This is a genomic window from Streptomyces ipomoeae 91-03 (assembly GCF_000317595.1).
Classification (GTDB): Bacteria; Actinomycetota; Actinomycetes; order Streptomycetales; family Streptomycetaceae; genus Streptomyces; species Streptomyces ipomoeae.
This window is the reverse complement of the sequence record NZ_AEJC01000046.1, coordinates 14832-35177: the sequence shown is the minus strand read 5'-3', so window position 1 is coordinate 35177 and position 20346 is coordinate 14832. Positions and strand designations below refer to the sequence as shown.

15 protein-coding genes are annotated in these 20346 nt (G+C 71.2%); 11 read left to right on the top strand and 4 right to left on the bottom strand.

Going from position 1 to position 20346, the window contains the following annotated elements; all coding sequences use genetic code 11:
* Positions 1-37: 37 nt before the first annotated feature.
* Positions 38-1309, bottom strand: coding sequence for a DUF2079 domain-containing protein (locus STRIP9103_RS02460; protein WP_411572364.1), 1272 nt, complete (start codon positions 1307-1309; stop codon positions 38-40).
* A gap of 572 nt (positions 1310-1881) precedes the next feature.
* Here STRIP9103_RS02460 and mfd point away from each other — a divergent pair.
* The gene (gene mfd, locus STRIP9103_RS02455; protein ID WP_009296595.1) at positions 1882-5427 is read left to right on the top strand and encodes a transcription-repair coupling factor; all 3546 of its coding nucleotides are present in this window, start codon (positions 1882-1884) and stop codon (positions 5425-5427) included.
* Positions 5428-5447: 20 nt separating this feature from the next.
* On the opposite strand, the gene STRIP9103_RS02450 is transcribed toward mfd, so the two are convergent.
* Positions 5448-6026 carry a TetR/AcrR family transcriptional regulator gene (locus STRIP9103_RS02450; RefSeq protein WP_009296589.1) on the bottom strand — a complete coding sequence of 193 codons (579 nt, stop codon included), beginning with the start codon at positions 6024-6026 and terminating at the stop codon, positions 5448-5450.
* Positions 6027-6143: 117 nt separating this feature from the next.
* On the opposite strand from STRIP9103_RS02450, the gene STRIP9103_RS02445 reads away from it, so the two are divergent.
* A complete protein-coding gene (locus STRIP9103_RS02445) occupies positions 6144-7037 on the top strand; it encodes an SCO6745 family protein (RefSeq protein WP_009296586.1) in 894 nt (297 codons plus the stop codon).
* A gap of 161 nt (positions 7038-7198) precedes the next feature.
* The gene (locus STRIP9103_RS02440) at positions 7199-7915 is read left to right on the top strand and encodes an HNH endonuclease family protein (RefSeq protein ID WP_009296577.1); all 717 of its coding nucleotides are present in this window, start codon (positions 7199-7201) and stop codon (positions 7913-7915) included.
* A gap of 82 nt (positions 7916-7997) precedes the next feature.
* Here STRIP9103_RS02440 and STRIP9103_RS02435 read toward each other — a convergent pair whose 3' ends face one another.
* Together STRIP9103_RS02435 and STRIP9103_RS02430 are read right to left on the bottom strand one after the other, a co-directional pair.
* Entirely contained in the window at positions 7998-8732 is a 735-nt protein-coding gene (locus tag STRIP9103_RS02435) for a LolA-like protein (RefSeq protein ID WP_009296580.1), read from the bottom strand.
* A gap of 141 nt (positions 8733-8873) precedes the next feature.
* The gene (locus STRIP9103_RS02430) at positions 8874-9254 is read right to left on the bottom strand and encodes a hypothetical protein (protein ID WP_009296583.1); all 381 of its coding nucleotides are present in this window, start codon (positions 9252-9254) and stop codon (positions 8874-8876) included.
* A gap of 222 nt (positions 9255-9476) precedes the next feature.
* On the opposite strand from STRIP9103_RS02430, the gene STRIP9103_RS02425 reads away from it, so the two are divergent.
* From STRIP9103_RS02425 to STRIP9103_RS02390, 8 genes are all read left to right on the top strand, one after another.
* A complete protein-coding gene (locus STRIP9103_RS02425; RefSeq protein ID WP_009296570.1) occupies positions 9477-11501 on the top strand; it encodes an N-6 DNA methylase in 2025 nt (674 codons plus the stop codon).
* 181 nt (positions 11502-11682) lie between these two features.
* A complete protein-coding gene (locus tag STRIP9103_RS02420) occupies positions 11683-12288 on the top strand; it encodes a hypothetical protein (protein ID WP_048819558.1) in 606 nt (201 codons plus the stop codon).
* Positions 12289-12326: 38 nt separating this feature from the next.
* Complete coding sequence (locus STRIP9103_RS02415) at positions 12327-13820, top strand: serine/threonine-protein kinase (RefSeq protein WP_258540016.1); 1494 nt, start codon at positions 12327-12329, stop codon at positions 13818-13820.
* 228 nt (positions 13821-14048) lie between these two features.
* Positions 14049-14888 carry a glycoside hydrolase domain-containing protein gene (locus tag STRIP9103_RS02410; RefSeq protein ID WP_009296598.1) on the top strand — a complete coding sequence of 280 codons (840 nt, stop codon included), beginning with the start codon at positions 14049-14051 and terminating at the stop codon, positions 14886-14888.
* 144 nt (positions 14889-15032) lie between these two features.
* The gene (locus STRIP9103_RS02405; RefSeq protein WP_009296609.1) at positions 15033-15698 is read left to right on the top strand and encodes a SurA N-terminal domain-containing protein; all 666 of its coding nucleotides are present in this window, start codon (positions 15033-15035) and stop codon (positions 15696-15698) included.
* Positions 15699-15803: 105 nt separating this feature from the next.
* Positions 15804-16814 carry a nucleoside triphosphate pyrophosphohydrolase gene (locus STRIP9103_RS02400; protein WP_009296602.1) on the top strand — a complete coding sequence of 337 codons (1011 nt, stop codon included), beginning with the start codon at positions 15804-15806 and terminating at the stop codon, positions 16812-16814.
* Between the two features lie 30 nt (positions 16815-16844).
* Positions 16845-19010 (top strand): tetratricopeptide repeat protein, encoded by a 2166-nt coding sequence (locus STRIP9103_RS02395; RefSeq protein WP_141586203.1) that lies wholly within the window; start codon positions 16845-16847, stop codon positions 19008-19010.
* On the top strand, positions 19007-20299 hold the full coding sequence (locus STRIP9103_RS02390; RefSeq protein WP_009296573.1) for a cytochrome P450 family protein: 1293 nt from the start codon (positions 19007-19009) through the stop codon (positions 20297-20299). The genes STRIP9103_RS02395 and STRIP9103_RS02390 overlap by 4 nt, the downstream gene beginning before the upstream one ends.
* Positions 20300-20346: the final 47 nt, after the last annotated feature.

Sequence of the window (20346 nt, the reverse complement as noted above, 5' to 3'; positions counted from 1 at the left end):
GCTCCACCGTGTGTTCAAGCCGGGCTCCACCGGGTGTTCAGGGGGAGGAGGTACGTTTCAGCAGCACATACCCCTGGATGACGCCCAGCAGCTCGTACCGGGCGTCGGGATGGAGCTGACGGGCGTACAGGGGGACGTCCTTCACCCACCGCGAGGAGTTGTTGAAGACGATGTAGTCGGGTTCGAGGGGCTTGGCGCGGCCGATCCAGAAGACCCGGCAGCGGGAGGTGAGTCGGCTGATGGGGCCGACGTTGGACTCGACGGTGGCGCCGTCCGGGATGGTGTCGAGCAACTTCTCGACGGCGGTGACCCGGTCCGGTTTGCGGTACGCCTCGGCCTCGGTCAGCGTCGAGAGCGGCAGCGTGGTGGTCAGCGCCAGCGAGGCCGCGAGGACGGCGGCGGGCAGATGGACGGCGTACGACCGCAGCCAGAGGCGCTGACTGTGCCGGGCGGCCGGGAGCGCGTCGACGAGGGCGAGGGTGACGATCGGCATCAGCACGGCGCTGTAGTGCCAGTCCGTGCCCCAGAAGTGCTCGTCGGAGGAGAGGAAACGCCAGCCGATGGTGGGCAGGGCGGCGATCAGGAGCGGTGAGCGCAGGGCGAGCAACCCGGTGGTCGGGACCAGCAGCCAGAGAAGCGTGCGGAACTTGATGTCCGCGCCGGTGAAGGGCCCGGTCTCGCCGACCTTGGACCAGTAGTCGTAGCCGCCGGTGGTGTTGAAGGCCGGGATGATCATGGTGAAGGTCATCAGCGCGGCCACCGTGCCGAACGAGGCGACGGCGAGGGCGTACGGCACCATGTGCGGCGCGCCCCGCCGCGGGGCGCGGAGCGCGACGACGACGGCCATCGCGGCGACCGTGACCCCCAGGTCCTCCTTGACCAGCACGAGCGGGAGCGCCCAGAGCAGCGCGGCGCGCCACCGGTGCGCCAGCAGCGCCTCCAGGGAGAACGCGATCAGGGGTACGGCGAAACAGATCTCGTGGAAGTCGAAGTCCACGGCCCGCTGCAGCCCCCACGACAGCCCGTACGCCACGCCCAGCGCGAGCCCCCGGGCCCGCCCGAGCGCCCTCGCGGCGGCCCGCGTCACCGGCACCGCCGACAACGCGAACAACGCCGCCTGCGCGACGAGCAGCGTCACGGGAGAGGGGAAGACCCGGTAGAAGGGCGCGAGCAGCGCGGTGACCGGGCTGAAGTGATCCCCGAGGACATGGAACCCCGGCCCCTTGAGATCGACGACGGGCGCCCGCAGCTGCGCGTACGCCCGCACCGCCTGCTCGAAGATCCCCAGATCCCACGACCGCGTCCCCATGTGCCGAAACCGCCCGACCGACACAGCCGCGTACGCCATGAACAGCCCGACCGCAACGAGATACGGATCTCGCCGGCCGACGAAGAACCGCCGGAAGCGAAGCGATGACGCCGAGACCGACACCGCCGTGACCGGCGAGGGTATCGCTGCGGGTACCGCTTCCGCGGCTGCCCCGGAAGCTGCGCGAGGGGATATCAAGGGCGGACTCACGTTCGGGCGTCTAGGACTTCTCGGACGTCGGGCCCTTGGCACGGAGAACCGGGACCTGCCGAACGACCCTACAGGGGCTGCACCCCGCAAGGGGCGCGGGGAACTCCGCGCCCAGCCCCCACCCACCCGCACCCGCCAACAAACCACCTGGACCGAGCTATAAGGCGCGGCGGGGTCGAGGACGTGACCCTTCCCGGGCGCACCCCCGGCTGTCCACAGCCCCGCCACCACCCCCACCCCACGTCGTACCCTGGACCCCCAGACACCCCCGGCCCGTCCCACGAGGCCGGGCGTTCGTGTTGCCCCCACTCCGCAAGCCCCACCCTGCCCACCCCCCATCCCCCGGACGGGAACCGCCTTCCATGAGCCTCCACGGTCTGCTAGACGCCGTAGTCAAGGACGCCCCCCTCGCGGAAGCGATCAGGTCGGCAGCCGACGGCCACCGCACCCACATCGACCTGGTCGGCCCCCCGGCGGCCCGCCCGTTCGCGATCGCGGCCCTCGCCAGGGACGCCGCCCGCCCCGTACTGGCCGTCACGGCGACGGGCCGGGAGGCCGAGGACCTGGCGGCAGCCCTCCGCAGCCTGCTCCCCCCGGACGGCGTCGTGGAGTACCCGGCCTGGGAAACGCTCCCGCACGAGCGGCTGAGCCCGCGCAGTGACACCGTCGGCCGCCGCCTCGCGGTCCTGCGCCGTCTGACCCACCCGAGCCCGGACGACCCGGAGACCGGCCCGGTGTCGGTGGTCGTCGCCCCCGTCCGCTCGGTCCTCCAGCCCCAGGTCAAGGGCCTCGGCGACCTGGAGCCCGTAGCCCTGCGCACGGGCGAGACCGCCGACCTGAACCGTACGGTCGAAGCGCTCGCGGCAGCCGCGTACGCCCGGGTCGAACTCGTCGAGAAGCGCGGCGAGTTCGCCGTACGCGGCGGCATCCTGGATGTCTTCCCGCCGACCGAGGAGCACCCCCTGCGGGTGGAGTTCTGGGGCGACGACGTCGAGGAGATCCGCTACTTCAAGGTCGCCGACCAGCGCTCGCTGGAGGTCGCCGAGCACGGCCTGTGGGCCCCGCCCTGCCGTGAGCTGCTGCTCACCGACGAGGTCCGGGCGCGCGCGAAGGCCCTCGCCGAGCGCCACCCCGAACTGGGCGAACTCCTCGGCAAGATCGCCGAGGGCATCGCCGTGGAAGGCATGGAATCCCTCGCTCCGGTCCTCGTCGACGACATGGAGCTGCTGATCGACGTCATGCCGAAGGGCACCATGGCCGTCGTGTGCGACCCGGAGCGGGTGCGTACGCGGGCGGCGGACCTGGTGGCCACGTCGCAGGAGTTCCTGCAGGCGTCGTGGGCGGCGACGGCGGGTGGCGGCGAGGCGCCCATCGATGTCGGCGCGGCGTCGCTGTGGTCCATCGCGGACGTCCGTGACCGGGCCCGTGAGCTGGACATGATGTGGTGGTCGGTGTCCCCGTTCGCGGCGGACGAGGAACTGGACGCGGACACTCTCAAGCTCGGCATGCACGCGCCGGAGACCTATCGCGGCGACACGGCGAAGGCGCTGGCGGACACCAAGGGCTGGCTCGCCGACGGCTGGCGCACGGTGTTCGTGACCGAGGGCCACGGCCCGGCCGCCCGTACGGTCGAGGTGCTGGGCGGCGAGGGCGTACCGGCCCGGCTGGTGGCCGACCTGGGCGAGATCTCCCCGTCGGTCGTGCATGTGGCGTGCGGTTCGATCGACCACGGCTTCGTCGACCCGGCGCTGAAGCTGGCCGTGCTCACCGAGACCGACCTCTCCGGGCAGAAGGCGGCCGGCAAGGACGGCGCCCGGATGCCCGCCCGCCGCCGCAAGACCATCGACCCGCTCACCCTCGAGTCCGGCGACTACATCGTCCACGAGCAGCACGGCGTCGGCCGCTACATCGAGATGGTCCAGCGCACCGTGCAGGGCGCGACCCGCGAGTACCTGGTCGTGGAGTACGCCCCCGCCAAGCGCGGCCAGCCCGGCGACCGCCTCTACATCCCCACCGACCAGCTGGAACAGATCACCAAGTACGTCGGCGGCGAGGCCCCCACCCTGCACCGTCTGGGCGGCGCGGACTGGACGAAGACGAAGGCGCGGGCGAAGAAGGCCGTCAAGGAGATCGCGGCCGATCTGATCAAGCTGTACTCGGCCCGCATGGCGGCCCCCGGACACGCCTTCGCGCCCGACACCCCCTGGCAGCGCGAACTGGAGGACGCCTTCCCGTACGCGGAGACGCCCGACCAGCTGACCACGATCGCCGAGGTCAAGGAGGACATGGAGAAGACGGTCCCGATGGACCGCCTGATCTGCGGCGACGTCGGCTACGGCAAGACGGAGATCGCGGTCCGCGCCGCCTTCAAGGCCGTCCAGGACGGCAAGCAGGTCGCCGTCCTGGTCCCGACGACCCTCCTGGTGCAGCAGCACTTCGGCACGTTCAGCGAGCGGTACTCCCAGTTCCCGGTCAGCGTGAAGGCGCTGTCCCGCTTCCAGACGGACACCGAGGCCAAGGCCACCCTGGAGGGCCTGCGGGACGGCGCGGTCGACATCGTCATCGGCACGCACCGCCTGTTCTCCTCGGAGACGAAGTTCAAGGACCTGGGCCTGGTCATCGTCGACGAGGAACAGCGCTTCGGCGTCGAACACAAGGAGCAGCTGAAGAAGCTGCGGGCGAACGTGGACGTGCTGACGATGTCCGCGACCCCGATCCCGAGGACGCTGGAGATGGCGGTCACGGGCATCCGGGAGATGTCGACGATCACGACCCCGCCCGAGGAGCGCCACCCGGTCCTGACCTTCGTCGGCCCGTACGAGGAGAAGCAGATCGGCGCGGCGATCCGCCGCGAACTGCTGCGCGAGGGCCAGGTCTTCTACATCCACAACCGGGTGGAGTCGATCGACCGCGCGGCGGCGAGGCTGCGCGAGATCGTCCCGGAGGCGCGGATCGCGACGGCCCACGGCCAGATGTCGGAACAGGTCCTGGAACAGGTCGTCGTCGACTTCTGGGAGAAGAAGTTCGATGTGCTCGTGTCGACGACGATCGTGGAGTCGGGCATCGACATCTCGAACGCGAACACGCTGATCGTGGAGCGGGGAGACACGTTCGGCCTGTCGCAGCTGCACCAGCTGAGAGGCCGTGTGGGCCGAGGAAGGGAACGCGGTTACGCGTACTTCCTCTACCCGCCCGAGAAGCCGCTGACGGAGACGGCCCACGAGCGCCTGGCGACCATCGCCCAGCACACGGAGATGGGCGCGGGCATGTACGTGGCGATGAAGGACCTGGAGATCCGAGGCGCGGGCAATCTGCTGGGCGGCGAACAGTCCGGTCACATCGCGGGCGTCGGCTTCGACCTGTACGTCCGCATGGTCGGCGAGGCGGTCGCGGACTACCGCCGCCAGCTGGAGACGAGGGAGCCTTCGGCGGAAGGATGGGAGGAGCCGCCGCTTGAGGTGAAGATCGAGCTCCCCGTCGACGCCCACGTCCCGCACGACTACGCCCCCGGCGAGCGGCTTCGCCTACAGGCCTACCGCGCCATCGCCTCCATCAACACCGAGGCCGACATCGCCGCCGTACGCGAGGAACTCGTCGACCGCTACGGCAAGCTCCCCGAGCCGGTGGAGAACCTGCTGCTGGTGGCGGGGCTGCGCATGCTCGCCCGAGCCTGTGGTGTGGGCGAGATCGTCCTCCAGGGCAACAACATCCGCTTCGCCCCGGTCGAGCTGAGGGAGTCGCAGGAGCTGAGGCTGAAGCGGCTGTACCCCGGCACGGTCATCAAGCCGGCGGTACACCAGGTGCTGGTGCCCAGGCCGAAGACGGCGAAGGTCGGGGGAAAGCCGCTGGTCGGGCGGGAGTTGCTGGGGTGGACGGGGGAGTTCTTGGCTTCGATTCTGGGGTCTTAGGGGCGCAGGGGGCGGTGCGGTCATCCCGTGGGGAACAGCCGCTCCGTGGCCGTGCGGAAGACCTCCTCCGGGTCCTGGTCGCCCACGACCGCGTCCAGGTTGTGGCTGAGCAACAGTGTGGCGAAGCCGTGGGCGAAGGACCAGGCGGCGATACCGGCCAGCCGGGGGTCGGTGACGGCGGTCTCCGGGCGGGCGGTGGTGACGGCGGTGCGGAGCTGTTCGCTCGACAGGGCGCGGGCGGTGGTCAGTTCGAGGTCGTCCTCACGGAGCAGTTCCGGGCGGAACATCACCTGGAAGTGCGCCGGGTGCTCACGCGCGAAGCGTACGTAGCGCACGCCCGCGCCCCGCAGATCCTCGGCCTCCGCGAGCGCCGCCGCCAACAGCCCGTGCCCCTCCGCCGCGATCGCGGTGAGCAGCCCCGTGCGGTCCTTGAAGTGATGGGCCGGCGCCGCGTGCGAGACGCCCGCGCGGCGGGCGAGGTCGCGCAGGCTCAGCGCGGACGGGCCGTCGGCGGCGATGACGTCGAGCGCGGCCTGGAGGATCGCGCGGCGTAGGTCGCCGTGGTGGTAGGGGCGGTCGGGCTTGGTGCTGCGGGGCATGGGCACAGCGTACGCGGAATCTAGTCATTGACAAGTTCCGTGCGGTCCGGCAATCTAGCCAGTGTCAAGTTTTGGCTCGGTCGAGATGGCCGGGGATGAGGCAAAGGGGGATGCGTCATGTCCGAGAACGAGTCGGTGGACCTCGGCGAGGTGCGCCGTATGTGGCACCTGTTGGAGCCGTTGCACGCCGTCCTCTACTACGCGCCGGAGGCCTTCGAGGAAGCGGCCACGCTCGGGTACGGGGTGGGGGAGCGATGGCCGAGCTACTTCCCGTACCGGGCGGCACCGTTGGGCGCGGCCGGGAGCGGGCGCGTCGCCTCCGCCTTCTACAGCTTCAGCCCGCGCATGGTCGCCGAGCACATCGACCCGGCCTGGAGGACGGCGAGCCCGGAGGCGGTGCTGGCGGCCCGGGAGCGGGCGATCGACCGGGCCTACCGAGCGATACTCGGCGACAGGGTGAACAGCCCCGAACTCGTGGAGGCGGCTGGACTCGCCCGCCGGGCCGCGGAGTCCGTGAACACGGCCGGCCGCCCATTGGCCGCGGCCAACGCCGAGCTGCCCTGGCCGGAGCCCGCACACCTTCAGCTCTGGCACGCGGCGACGATCCTGCGCGAACACCGGGGCGACGGCCATCTCGCCGCCCTGATGATCGCGGGCCTCGATCCCACCGAGTCCCTGGTCTCCTTCGCGGCCATGGGCGCGGCCTCGGTGGAACGCTTCGAGAGCCGGGGCTGGACCCGGCAGGAGTGGACGGCCGCCCGCGACCGCCTCGCGGCACGCGGCCTGGTCGACCACCCGGACGACTCGGACGACGGTACGGCCACGGAGGCCGGCCGGAGCCTGCGCCGACAGGTCGAACAGCACACCGACCAGCTGGCCGCGGCTCCCTGGCAGTTCCTGGGCGCGGCCGACACCGCGCGGCTCGCCGACCTGCTGGGCGAGTTCTGGATAGCCGTGATCGGCTCGGGCCTGCTGCCGTCGGAGACGACATTGGGGATCGGCAGGATATGAGCGACTTGGACGCGCGCCCGGCGTGCATCCACTGCCCACCGAGGTGCCCGTAGCGCTCCTCCTGTCGGCCGCTACCGTGTCGAACAAACGCGTTCAAGCCGGGTTGAACAGGGAAGACGACGAAGGCCGACCGAGAACAAGGGCAATGGGAGGGGTGTCGCGTGATGCGGATGAGGGGTGCGGTCGCTGTCGCCGCTCTGGTCCTGGTCGCGGTCAGCGGCTGCGAACCGGGCACGGAGGGGTCGGCGGGCCCGGAGGAGAACCCTGGCGGGGGAGGCGCCGCCCTCGCCGCCGCGGAGGCACTGCCGGTCAAGGGGCGCGCGCCCAAGACCGGTTACGACCGCGACGAGTTCGGCAGCCCCTGGGCCGACACGGACTCCAACAGCTGCGACACCCGCGACGACATACTCAAGCGCGACCTGGAGAGTGTGAAGTTCAAGGACGGGGACTGCATGGTGGCTTCGGGTGTGCTCGACCCGGACCCGTACACCGGCGAGGAGGTGACCTTCGTACGGGGCCGCAGTCAGATCGACATAGACCACATCGTGGCCCTCTCCGACGCCTGGCAGAAGGGCGCCCAGCAGTGGGACGCCAGCAAACGCATAGCCCTGGCCAACGACCCGCTCAACCTCCTCGCGGTCGACGCGGGCACCAACCGGGGCAAGGGCGACGGCGACACGGCCACCTGGCTCCCGCCCAACAAGGCCTACCGCTGCACCTACGTGGCCACGCAGGTCGCCGTGAAGAAGAAGTACGGCCTCTGGGTCACCTCGGCCGAACAGTCCGCCATGAAACGAGTCCTGACCACCTGCCCCGACCAGCAGCTCCCCTCCGGGGGCAACCCGACCAAGGCTCCTGCACGCTTCCACGCGAACTGAACGACCGAGGGGTGCCCGACGGAGTCCTCGCGCGCCCCGGACGCCTGCCTCTCCGGCGCCCGGGACGCGCCTCCCGCCCGCGTCAGCTCCACTCCTCGTCCAGGTCGATCACCTTGCCCTTGGGGGCCTCGGCCGGGACCGGCTTGTTGTAGTCGGTGAAGGTGAGGTCGCCGGGCTCCTTGGCGGACTTGCTGATGACTCGCAGGAGGTACGGCTTGCCCTCGGTGGCCACGTACAGGGTGTAACGGTCCTTGCCGTCGCGCTCGTTGAGGATGATCGCGGGGGTGCCGTCGACCGTGGTGGTCTTGCCGCGGGTGGCGTCGGAGTTGACGTCCTCGAAGTCGGAGAGCACGGTGTCGAGGTCGCAGAAGTCGGCGATGTCCTTGGAATCCTTGGCGGTCGCGGACGTCTTGGTCCACTTGTTGGCGAGCATGTCCACGACCATGTCGGCCTCCTCCTTGGAGGAGTCCTTGGACTGGGCGCGGAGGAAAGCCTCGTCGTACTTCATGTAGATGGTGTCGCCGACCTTGATCAGCTCGGCCTGACCCTCGCCGCCCATGCTCATGGTGCCGGCGCAGTCGCCCTTCTTGTTGAGGGCCATGTCGAGCTGGACGGTGCCGCCGGCGGACTCGTCCTCGATCTCGCCCTTCATCCGGAGCGAGTCCGCGCCCGAGGTGGCCTTCATGGCCTTGTCGGCGATCTCACCACCGGTCAGCCCGGCGAACGGACCCTTGGGCTCGCTGCCGGGCAGACAGCCGGTGAGCGAGACGGTGGCCGCGGCGGCGATGCAGAGAGCGGCGAGTGCGGTGCGACGCATGGGAATCCCCCCTGGGATTTCATGAAATGAGGTGAAGTGATCGGTGATGGCGCGCATGCGGAATGGATGGGCATGCGGATGCCGAGGTGCTGTGGGTGTGGATCGGTGTGCGGTGACGTCCCCCGGCGGGGCCGGGCGGTGTCAGTACGTGCGGGTGTCGAGTGGTTCGCCCGTCGACGCGTAGACCGTGACGCGGCCCCGCTCGTCGTGCTTCCAATCGGCGAAGGCGGCGGTGATCAGTCGGGCGGGACCCGGGGAGCCGCCGGGTGGGCTGCCGGTGAAGTCGGTGTGGATGTCGGTGGAGTCGGTGTCGCCCGCCGGTGGGGCGGGTCTGTGAACCTCGGTGACATGGGAGACGGCGGCTCTCTCGGCGGAGCTGCCGTGACTGTTCACAAAGGCCTTGAAGCGGTCGGTGGTGTTGCCGTACAGGGCGGTGTCATTGCTCCCGGCGTTCGCCGAGACCACGCCGATGACGAGGAGGCCGACCGCCGCGTTCACCGCGAGCTGGGCTTTTATCCCCATGGCCTGTTCCCCCCTTCCTCGGCGTGCGACGGCATACGGCCACACGTCGACATGTGACCACCCGGCTGGGGCGGCCCGTCGTTCGATGGGTCAATCACAGCAGAGCTTGTGAACCGAGTCAACATGGTTCACAAAGTCGAGTGTGTACACGGCGTGAATGGGTAGATCTTGCGTGCGTCGGTATGCTCGGCGTCACACAGCGGGTACGAGGGGAGCGGGCGCGTGCAGGGCAACGGGACAGAGGTCACCGCCGCGGAGATCGCGCGGCTTGCGGGAGTCGGCCGTGCCGCCGTCAGCAACTGGCGCCGGCGCCATGCCGACTTCCCCAAACCGGTCGGCGGCACCGAGACCAGCCCGTCCTTCGCGCTCACCGAGGTCGAGGAGTGGCTGCGCAAGCAGGGCAAACTCGCCGAGGTGCCCCTCAAGGAGCGGGTCTGGCAGCAGATCACCAACCACCCGGACGGCCCCGTCACGGCCCTGGTGCACGCGGGCTGCGCCCTGCTCCACCTCCACGACCGCCCCCTGGTCTGGCTGGAGTTGAGTGCCTGCCCCGACGACCGGCAACTGGCCGAGCTCCTCGCCGACCCACTCCGCCAGGTCCTCACCCCGCGCTTGGGCACGGCCCACGAATCCGCCCTGCCCCAGCCGACGCCCGCCGAACTGCTCCCCTCCGTCCCGCTGCTCCGCGGTGCCACGGAACTCGCGGCCGACCTGGGCGCACGGCAGACCTTCGAGTTCCTGCTGGCCCGGCACCTCGACGCCAACCCCCGCCAGTACACGCTCACCCCGGGCGAGCTCGCCGAACTGATGGCCGAACTCGCCGGCCCCGCCCGCTCGGTGCTCGACCCGGCCTGCGGCACCGGCGCCCTCCTGCGCGCCGTCGCACCCCGTCCCGACCAGGAGCTCTACGGCCAGGACAGCGCCCCCGAACTGGCCGCCCTCACCGCGCTGCGCCTCGCCCTGCGCACCAGGAGCACCGTCCGCACCGCCCCCGGCGACAGCCTCCGCGCGGACGCGTTCCCACAGCTCAGGGCCGAGACGGTGCTGTGCCACCCGCCGTTCAACGAGCGCAACTGGGGCCACGACGAACTGGCCTACGACCCGCGCTGGGAGTACGGCTTCCCGGCCCGCACGGAGTCCGAACTCGCCTGGGTCCAGCACGCGCTGGCCCGCCTGGAGGACGGCGGCACCGCCGTGCTGCTGATGCCACCGGCCGCCGCCAGCCGCCGCTCGGGGCGCCGTATCCGCGCCGACCTGCTGCGCCGCGGTGCCCTGCGCGCCGTGATCGCCCTGCCGGTCGGCGCGGCGCCCCCGTACAACATCCCGCTGCATCTGTGGGTGCTGCGCCGTCCCGGCAAGGCCCCCGCGCGGCCCGAGCTGCTGCTGGTCGACACCGGGCGGCTCGGGGCCGAGGGTCGGGGCGGGGTCGACTGGGCGGCCGTACGCACCGCCGTACTCGACGCCTGGCGGCCGTTCGACCGCGCGGGCGAGGCCGAGGAGCGGCCGGGGCTGAGCCGTGCGCTGCTGGTCATCGACCTGCTGGACGACGACGTGGACCTGGCCCCCGCCCGGCATCTGCCGCCCCCGGCCGCGGGCGGCGCCGAGGAACTGACCGCCGTACGCGAACGCCTCGGCGAGACCCTTCGGCTGACCGCCGACCTCGCACCCCCGGTCGCCGAGGAGGTGCAGCCCGCGCGGTGGCCGCTCACCACGGTCGGCGAACTCGCGCGCGGGGGAGCCCTGCTGCTGCGGACCGGCGGAAACGGCCCGCACGCGCGCGTGCTCACCGACCACGACGTCCTGGCCGGCACATCACCCTCGGGCAACCTGCCGGAGACCGGCGACGATCCCGTACTGGTGGAGGCGGGCGATGTCGTCGTCCCCGTGCTCGGCGGCGGCGGTGTCGCACGGGTGATCGACGAGGACACCGCGGGCGCCGCCCTCGGCCGCAACCTCACCCTCCTGCGGCCCGACCCGGCCGCACTGGACGCGTGGTTCGTCGCCGGGTTCCTGAGGGGCACCGCCAACAGCCGCCAGGCCAGCAGCTACGCCTCCACCGCCACCCGCCTCGACGTACGCCGCCTTCAACTGCCCCGGCTCCCACTGGACCAGCAGCGCCGCTACGGCGAACGGTTCCGCGCCCTGGCCGCCTTCGAGGACGCCCTTCGCCAGGCGGGCCGACTCGGCGAAAGCCTCGTCCGCGGCATGTACGACGGCCTGACGGACGGCACGGTCGCCCCGGACTGAACCGGCCACCCCCGACTGACGCCCCGTACACGTCTTCCGGACGGAACCGCTCCGCCTCGGACGACGTGACCAGCACCAAAGCCGCAACGGTTGTCCACAACCCTGGACCGCATGTCGTGGTCGACCTATACGCTCTGAACGACATCGCACGTCCGCTCTCACCAGGCCATCAGGAGCAGCCATGCAAGGCCACGGCTACGCGCCGACACCGCCCCCCGGCCCCGATCAGGGGGGACAGGTCACCCTGAGGGTGATCTTCGTGGTGGTCGCGGTCATGAGCTGCGGCGTGCTCGCCTGGGCCAGCCTGCTGCGGCTCGCCTCGGTGACCCGCAAGCCGCTCGACTGGTTCCTCTTCGCCCTCTCGATCATCCACGTCATCGCGACGCTGTACATCCTCGGCAGCGACCCGGGCAAGGAGGACTTCACCACCTGGCGCGGCGACGTCGGCATGTCGATGCTGCTCGGCGGCCTGGCGGCGATCGTCGCGTACTACCTCTACGCGGACATACGCCACTTCAGCCGGACCCGCATGGTCCCGCCGGCGCCGTACACCCAGACCACGGTGTACTCCCCGCAGCAGACCGGGTACGGCTTCCCGCCGGTCCAGGTCCCGCAGCCCTACACGCCCGGCCCGCCGGTCCAGCCGCAGCCGGCACCCCAACCGCCGCAGCCGCAGCCGCAGTCGGCGCCGGAGCCGCAGCGTCCCGGGCCCGCCCGAATAGACCAGGTGCGCGCCGAACTCGACGAGCTCAGTGACTATCTCCGCAAGCACGAAGGAGACAGGTGACCCAGGGGACCGGACGCCTGATCACCGGCCGCTACGAACTGTCCACGCTCATCGGGCAGGGCGGCATGGGCCAGGTGTGGACGGCGTACGACCAGCGCCTCGACCGGCGCGTGGCGGTGAAGCTGCTGCGCCCGGACAAGGTCGCGGGCCAGGAGGCCGACGAGCTGCGCCGCCGCTTCGTGCGCGAGTGCCGGGTCACGGCCCAGGTCGACCACCCCGGCCTGGTCACGGTCCATGACGCGGGCAGCGAGGGCGAGGAGCTGTTCCTCGTCATGCAGTACGTCGACGGGGCCGACCTCGCCGACCATCTCGCCGAACACGACCCCTACCCCTGGCAGTGGACGGTGGCGGTCGCCGCCCAGCTGTGCGCGGTGCTGTCCGCCGTGCACGCGGTGCCGATCATCCACCGCGACCTCAAGCCGCGGAACGTGATGGTCAAGCAGGACGGCACGGTCACCGTCCTCGACCTGGGCGTCGCCTCCGTGATGGACACGGACACCACCCGGCTGACCCACACCGGCTCACCCATCGGCAGCCCCGCCTACATGGCCCCCGAACAGGCCATGGGCGGTGCCGTCGGCCCGTACACCGACCTGTACGCCCTCGGTGTGCTGATGCACGAACTGCTCAGCGGGAACGTGCCGTTCACGGGGTCCACGGCCCTCGGCGTCCTCCACCGACATCTGTACGAGCCGCCGGTGCCCGTCCGCCGTATCCGCCCGGAGGTGCCCGAGCCGCTGGAGGACCTGGTCCTCCGGCTGCTCTCCAAGGACCCGCAGCACCGTCCGTCCTCCGCGCAGGAGACCTACGAACAACTCCTGCCACTGCTGCCCGCGCGTGGTATGCCCACCGGCTCCCCGCTCGACCCCACGCGCCCCTTCCTGCGTCCGCACGCCCCCTGGCCGGACCGTGCCCGCATCCCGGCGCCGCAGCCCTCCGCCGCCCCCGTCCAGACGCCCGCCGTCGACAAGCCGGACGTGGCGGGCGCCGTCGACGAGGTCAAGCGGCTGCTCGGCGAGGGCCGCATCACCCAGGCCGTCGACATCCTCGGCGCGATCCTCCCGGCCGCCGCCGCCGAGCACGGCCAGCACTCACCCGTCGTCCGCACCCTGCGCAAGCAGTACGCGGCCACCCTCATGGACGACGGCCAGTACCGGCGCGCCCTGCCCGAGCTGCGCCGGCTCGCCGACGAGCGCGCCGCCGAGGCCGGCCAGGCCGACCCGCAGGCCCTGCGCTTCCGCTACGAGTCCGCCCAGTGCCTCGAACAGCTCGGCGAACCGGCGGCGGCCCTCGCCGAGTACCGCTCCCTCCTGCCGTACTTCGAGAACCAGTACGTGGGCGGCGACCCCGAACTCTCCCTCGACGTCCGCCGCCGCATAGGCCATCTCCTCCTCGCCCTCGGCGACCGAGGCGCCGCCCACGAGACCCTGGGCCGCCTGCTGCTCGACGTGGAACGGCTGCGGGGCCCCGGTCATCCACTGGCGGCGGAGGTACGGCGCACTCTGCAGTGGCTGGGGCAGGTGCGGGGCTGAACCACGGCGCCGACGCGGCGTCGGCGTGAACCACGGCGCCGACACGGTGCCGGCGCGAACCGCGACGCCGACGCCGAGCCGGCGGGACGGTCGGCAAACCCGGTGGAGCCCATGTTTTGCGCCGGCTTGGCCGAAGTTTGCCGTAAGTCGGGGCTGCTGTTTCCCGAAGGCTGAAGCGGTGCCGGTTAGCTGTGGCCGCACATCACCACGATCAAGGGGGGCCCACCCATGTCCGGCAAGTCCAGCCACCGGCAGTCCAAGAAGCGCAGATACGTCGCCTGGACCGCCGCCGGGGCCGCCGTGCTCGCCGGAGCCGGCGTCGCCGCGCAGCAGTCCCTCGCCACGACCACCGCCTGGCCCGCCGCCAAGGTCTACACGGGCCGCGCCTTCGACACCTGCACGGCGCCCTCCCTGTCCGCGATGAAGGCCTGGAACACCGGCTTCTACGGCGCGGCGGCCGTCTACGTCGGCGGCAAGAACCGCGGCTGCTCCCAGCCCAACCTCACCGCGTCCTGGGTGAAGTCCGTCAACTCCCTCGGCTGGAAGCTCATCCCCCTCTACGTCGGCGCCCAGCCGCCCTGCCAGTCCGGCTCCAGCCCCGAGGTGATCACCGCCTCGACCGCCGCCTCCCAGGGCGCCGCCGACGGAGCCGACGCCGTGGCCAAGGCCGCCGCCCTCGGCATGAAGCCCGGCAGCGCGCTCTACCTCGACATGGAGGCGTACGACATCACGAACACGTCCTGCAACGACGCGGTCCTCACCTACATCAGGGCCTGGCACAAGGCACTCGGCGCCAAGCAGTACCGCTCCGCCTTCTACGGCTTCAGCAGCTCCAGCGCCAAGGCCGTCGCCACCGCCACCGACCGCACCAACCTGCCGGGCAACCTCTGGTACGCCAAGTGGGACAAGGTCAACACGACGACCTCGGACTGGCCGTACGACCCGACGCTGTACACCGGGCACCACCGCGCCCACCAGTACATGGTCAACAGCAAGGAGACCCGCGGCGGCTACACGATCACCGTGGACCGCAGCGCCTGGGACGCGCCGGTGGCGATCGTCGGCTGACGCTCGGCGAGGGGCAGGGGTGCGGCGGTGCCCGAAGTCCTGGTGAATCGTTGGTCGAATGGGTTGGCCAGAGCTGGAGCACTGCCTACCATCGATCACCGCAAGACCTTGTGCACCGTCGCACAATCCCCCCGGGAGGCCAACTTGCACCGCCGCCGTCGCACCGCGCTCGTCCTCTCCGCCGCGATCGCCGCCGCGGCCCCGCTCCTCACCGCCTGCGGAAACGATGCGCGTCCCGGCGCGGCGGCCGTCGTGGGCGGCGAGCGGATCACGGTCGCGCAACTGGAGAACCGGGTGAACGACGTGCGCGCCGCGCAGCGGGCCGCCAGTCCGGACGACGCCCAGTACCAGCAGGTCCTCGCCCAGACGCCCACGCTCACCCGCAACACCCTCAACGGCATGGTCCTGGAGAAGGTCCTCGACCAGGCGCTCAAGGACTCCGGGGTCACCGTCACCCGCAAGGAAGTCCAGAAGTACCGCTCCGACCTGGAGTCCGACGCCGGTGGCGCCGAGGCCCTGGAGCAGGCCTACCTCCAGCGGTACAGCGTCGCCCCCGGGCAGCTGGACGAGAGCCTTCGCAGCGATGTCGAGGTCCAGAAGCTCGCCACCGCCCTCGGCGCCGACCTGAGCACCCCGGACGGCAGCACCGCCTTCTGGCGGGCCCTCTCCGAGGCCTCCAAGAAACTCGACGTGGACCTCAACCCCCGCTACGGCAGCTGGGGCGTCGACCAGTCCGGCCGAGTGGGCATGACCAACGCCAAGACACCGTGGGTACGCGACGTCTCGGCACCGGGGACACAGCCGGCGTAGCCGCCGGGCCGGTGGGCGGGGAGGCGGGACCGCCCCACAGCCTGTGGACAAGTCCGCCTGTGGATAACTTCGGGGGTCGTCCGAGGCGTGGGTTACGTTCGTGGGGTGAACGCAAACCGCCCCGACGGCGCCCCCGACACCACGGCCCCCGCACCGGCCTCCGGCCCCGGCCGTGTCGTCCTGCTCACCACCAGCCACCGTGTCGCTCCCGGCCTGCTCTCCTGGCCCGCCTGGCAGGCACTGCACGGGGCCGACCGAGTCCTCTGCGCGGACGAGGCACACCCCCAGCTGCCGTATCTCCGCGATGCCGGCATAACGGTCGAGCAGGCGACGCCGACGGCCGAGGAACTGGTCGACGTCTGCGCCGGTGACCGCACGGTCGTGGTCGTCGCGACCGCCGAGGGCGAACCCCACCTCACCGACGGCCTGGCCCGCCTCGCCGGCTCCGGCCGGGTCCGGATGCCGTCCCTGGAACTCCTCCCCGCCTCCTACGACCTCCCCGGCGCCCGCCTCCTCGACCTCGTCCAGGTCATGGACCGCATCCGCGCCGAGTGCCCCTGGTCCTCCCAGCAGACCCACAAGGGCCTGACCAAGTACGGCATCGAGGAGGCGTACGAACTGGTCGAGGCGATCGAGGAGGGCGACCGGGACGAGCTGAGGGAGGAGCTGGGAGACGTGCTGTTGCAGGTCGTCTTCCACGCCCGGATAGCGGAGGAGGACCCCGAGGCGCCCTTCTCCGTCGACGACGTGGCCGCCACCATCGTCACCAAGCTCATCCACCGCCACCCCCACGTCTTCGGCGACGAAACCGCCACGACCCCCGAGGAGGTCAAGGAACACTGGCTCCGCACGAAGGCGATGGAGAAGCGGCGCGAGTCGGTCACCGACGGCATACCCCTCGGCCAGCCCGGCCTCGCCCTGGCCTCGAAACTGGCCTCCCGAGTACGCACGGCAGGCCTGGACGTTCCGCTCCCGACCGGCGAGGGCCCCGGCTACGAGCTACTGGCGATGGCAGCACGCGCCGAAGCGGCCGGAGTCGACCCGGAGGCGGCGTTGCGGGCGGCGGCCCGGGCATACCGGGACGCGGTGCGGGCTGCTGAGGGGCTGGACGCTTAGTACCGTTGCCCTTACGGCTGGTTGCGACGCATGGGGGCTGGTGTGGGGCGGGAGTCGGACGACGAGACCGGGGACGAGACCGGGGTACAGCGCTCGGTGGAGGCCGGCGGCGACAGGGCGGTCGCTGCCGGGGGCGACATCGGCCAGGCCATCACCGGCGACGGCGCCACGGTCAACTTCATCGGTGGCGGCACTTATAACGCCCCCGTCATCATGGCCCGCAACATCGGCAAGGCCTCGACGGGGCCTCAGTACACCGGTGACCACTACGACTTCCGTGACGCCAACTTCAACGACAAGGTCGTCGCCAACGAGACCAACTACACGGAGAACAACTACTACGGCAACGTTCCCGCCGCGGCCGAGTGGCGGCCGGCGGCCGACATCGAGCCCTGGGAGCTCGGGGTCAGCGCCACCCGGCACATACCCGGGCAGCCCGATGTACCGCCGTACGTCCCCCGCGACTGCGACGACGACCTGCGGGCCAAGCTCGCACGCAGCGGCCTGGTGCTGATCCTGGGGGAGCGCTACGCGGGCAAGTCGTACACGGCGTGGCACGGGGTGCGGTCACTGGACGGCCATGTGTTCTACGCGCCCGACCACGGCGAGGATCTGCGCCACCTGCTCGCCGCGTTGAGGGGCAAGCCCGGCAAGTACGTGGTCTGGCTGGACGAGTTGACCGACCACCTCGGTGAGGGCGGCCTGGAGCCACGGCTGTTGGGCAAGCTCACCGGCCTCGGCGCGGTCGTGCTCGGCACCATGCGCCCTCGCGAGTACTACGAGCGCCGGTCGGGGACCGCCCCCGGCGACCGTGTCGTGGCCACGGCCCGCACGGTCCAACTGCCGCGTGAGTGGAGCGAGGACGAGCTCGGGCGCCTGGCGGAAAGCGACGACCCGCGCGCCTACCCGGCCTACATGTGGAGCGGCAAGGAGGGCGCGGCATCGTACTTCGCGGTCGGGCACCTGCTGTTCGACGAGTGGCAGCGCGAGGGGACGCGGGCCGAGCACCCGCGGGGGCGGTTGCTGGTGCGGGCGGCGGTGGATCTGGCGCGCTGCGGGGTGACGGGCGCCGTGCCGGTTCAGCTGCTCCGGGCGCTCCAGGAGGAGTACGGGACGGAGGAGGGCGAGTCGTTCGAGGACGCCCTCGCCTGGGCGACGACACCGATGTTCGGCACGTCGGGACTGCTCGTGCAGGGCGAGGAGGCCGGAACGTGGCGGGCGTATGGGGCTCTGGTCGCGGAGGCGCTCAGGTCGGATGATCTGGAGCCGGTGCCGGACAGAGTGTGGTGGGTGTCGCTCGTCGAGACGAAGGGCGCACCCGAGCATGCAGGACTCGCTGATGCCGCGTATGCCGCGCTTCGGCCACGTATCGAGGCAGGGGACGTTCAGGTGGCATTCCGCCTCGGCGTCTACATGGGTGGCGACGAGGGCGAGGCGCTGGTGCGCGGCGCGGCCGAGGCGGGATACCGGGAGGCCCAGACCTACCTGGCGCGACGCCTGTTGAAGCGGGAGGACGAGCAGGCTGCCCTGCCCTATCTGGAGAGGGCCGCGAGGGACGGCGACTCCTGGGCCGCACGCCGACTCGGTCAGATCCACCGCGACCGCGCCCAGCACTGGCTGACGCAGGCCGCCGAGGCAGGGGACGGGGAGGCGGCGCATGTCCTGGGGGAGATGTTGCTCGGTACCGGTGGAGGCGAGCCGCTGCGGCTGTACGTCAAGGCCGTCAAGGCCGGTCACAAGCCGGTGGCCACCAGCCTGGGCAGGGCCCTGTCCTACCGGGGCAACAAGAAGGACGCGGAGTTCTGGCTCCGCCGTGGTGCCGAACTCGACGACCCCGGTGCCGTGCACTCCCTCGCCGTCTTCCTGCACCGCCTGGGTGGCCATGAGGCGGAAGCGGAAGAGCTCTACCGCAGAGCGGAGGAGCTGGGCCACCCCGCGGCTTCCCGAAACCTCGGCAACCTCCTCCTCCGCACAGGCGCCGTGGACGAGGCGGTGGAACTTCTCCGCCAGGACGCCGCCCGAGGCAGCGGCGAGGCCGCGTACTGGCTCTCGAAGCACCTGAGGAAGCAGGGGAACGAGGAGGAAGCCGACGATTGGCTGCTCGAGGCCGCCGAACTGGACCACTACTACGCCATGAGGCGCCTGGGCCAGCTGCCCGTTTTCCCCGGCGACCAGCCCGATACCGTCGAGGAGTGACCAACCAGCCCCACCCCACCCCCACCGGCACTCCCACCGGAACCGGCGCCCCCGATCTCTTCACCTGGGAGTTCGCCACCAACCCCTACCCGGCGTACGCCTGGCTCCGCGAGCACGCCCCCGTGCACCGGACGCGGCTCCCCAGCGGCGTAGAGGCTTGGCTGGTCACTCGGTACGCGGACGCCAAGCAGGCCCTCGCCGACGCCCGCCTCTCCAAGAACCCTGCGCATCACGACGAGCCGGCCCACGCCAAGGGAAAGACCGGCATCCCCGGTGAGCGCAAGGCCGAGTTGATGACGCACCTCCTCAACATCGATCCGCCGGATCACACGAGACTCCGCCGCCTCGTCTCCAAGGCCTTCACGCCCCGCCGAGTCGCCGAGTTCGCCCCGCGTGTCCAGGAGCTGACCGATCACCTCATCGGCCAGTTCGCGGACAAGGGCGAAGCGGATCTCATCCACGAGTTCGCCTTCCCGCTCCCCATCTACGCGATCTGCGACATGCTCGGCGTCCCGCGCGAGGACCAGGACGACTTCCGGGACTGGGCGGGGATGATGATCCGCCACGGCGGCGGGCCTCGTGGCGGCGTGGCCCGGTCGGTCAAGAAGATGCGGGGCTATCTCGCCGAGCTCATCCACCGCAAGCGCGAGGCGCTTCCCGACACCCCCACCCCCGGCGAAGACCTGATCTCCGGTCTCATCCGGGCCTCCGACCACGGTGAGCACCTCACCGAGAACGAGGCGGCGGCGATGGCCTTCATCCTGCTGTTCGCCGGGTTCGAGACGACCGTCAACCTCATCGGCAACGGCACGTACGCCCTCCTCACGCACCCCGACCAGCGCGCCCGCCTCCAGACCTCCCTCGCCGCAGGCGAAACCGCGCTGCTCGAAACCGGCGTCGAGGAACTCCTCCGCTACGACGGCCCCGTCGAACTCGCCACCTGGCGCTTCGCGACCCAGCCCCTCACCATCGGCGGACAGGACATCGCCCCCGGCGACCCCGTCCTCGTCGTACTCGCCGCAGCCGATCGCGACCCGGCCCGCTTCAGCGACCCCGACACCCTCGACCTCTCCCGCCGCGACAACCAGCACCTCGGCTACGGCCACGGCATCCACTACTGCCTCGGCGCACCTCTCGCCCGCCTCGAAGGCCAGACCGCGCTCGCGACCCTCCTCACCCGACTCCCGGATCTGCGACTCGCGGTCGATCCGGCCGATTTGAGGTGGCGCGGCGGGCTCATTATGCGTGGATTGCGCACGCTTCCCGTGAAGTTCGCGCCGGTACGGTAGTCGCGCGACAGCGGTGCGAAAGCACTGGCCGACCGGCGGATAAACGT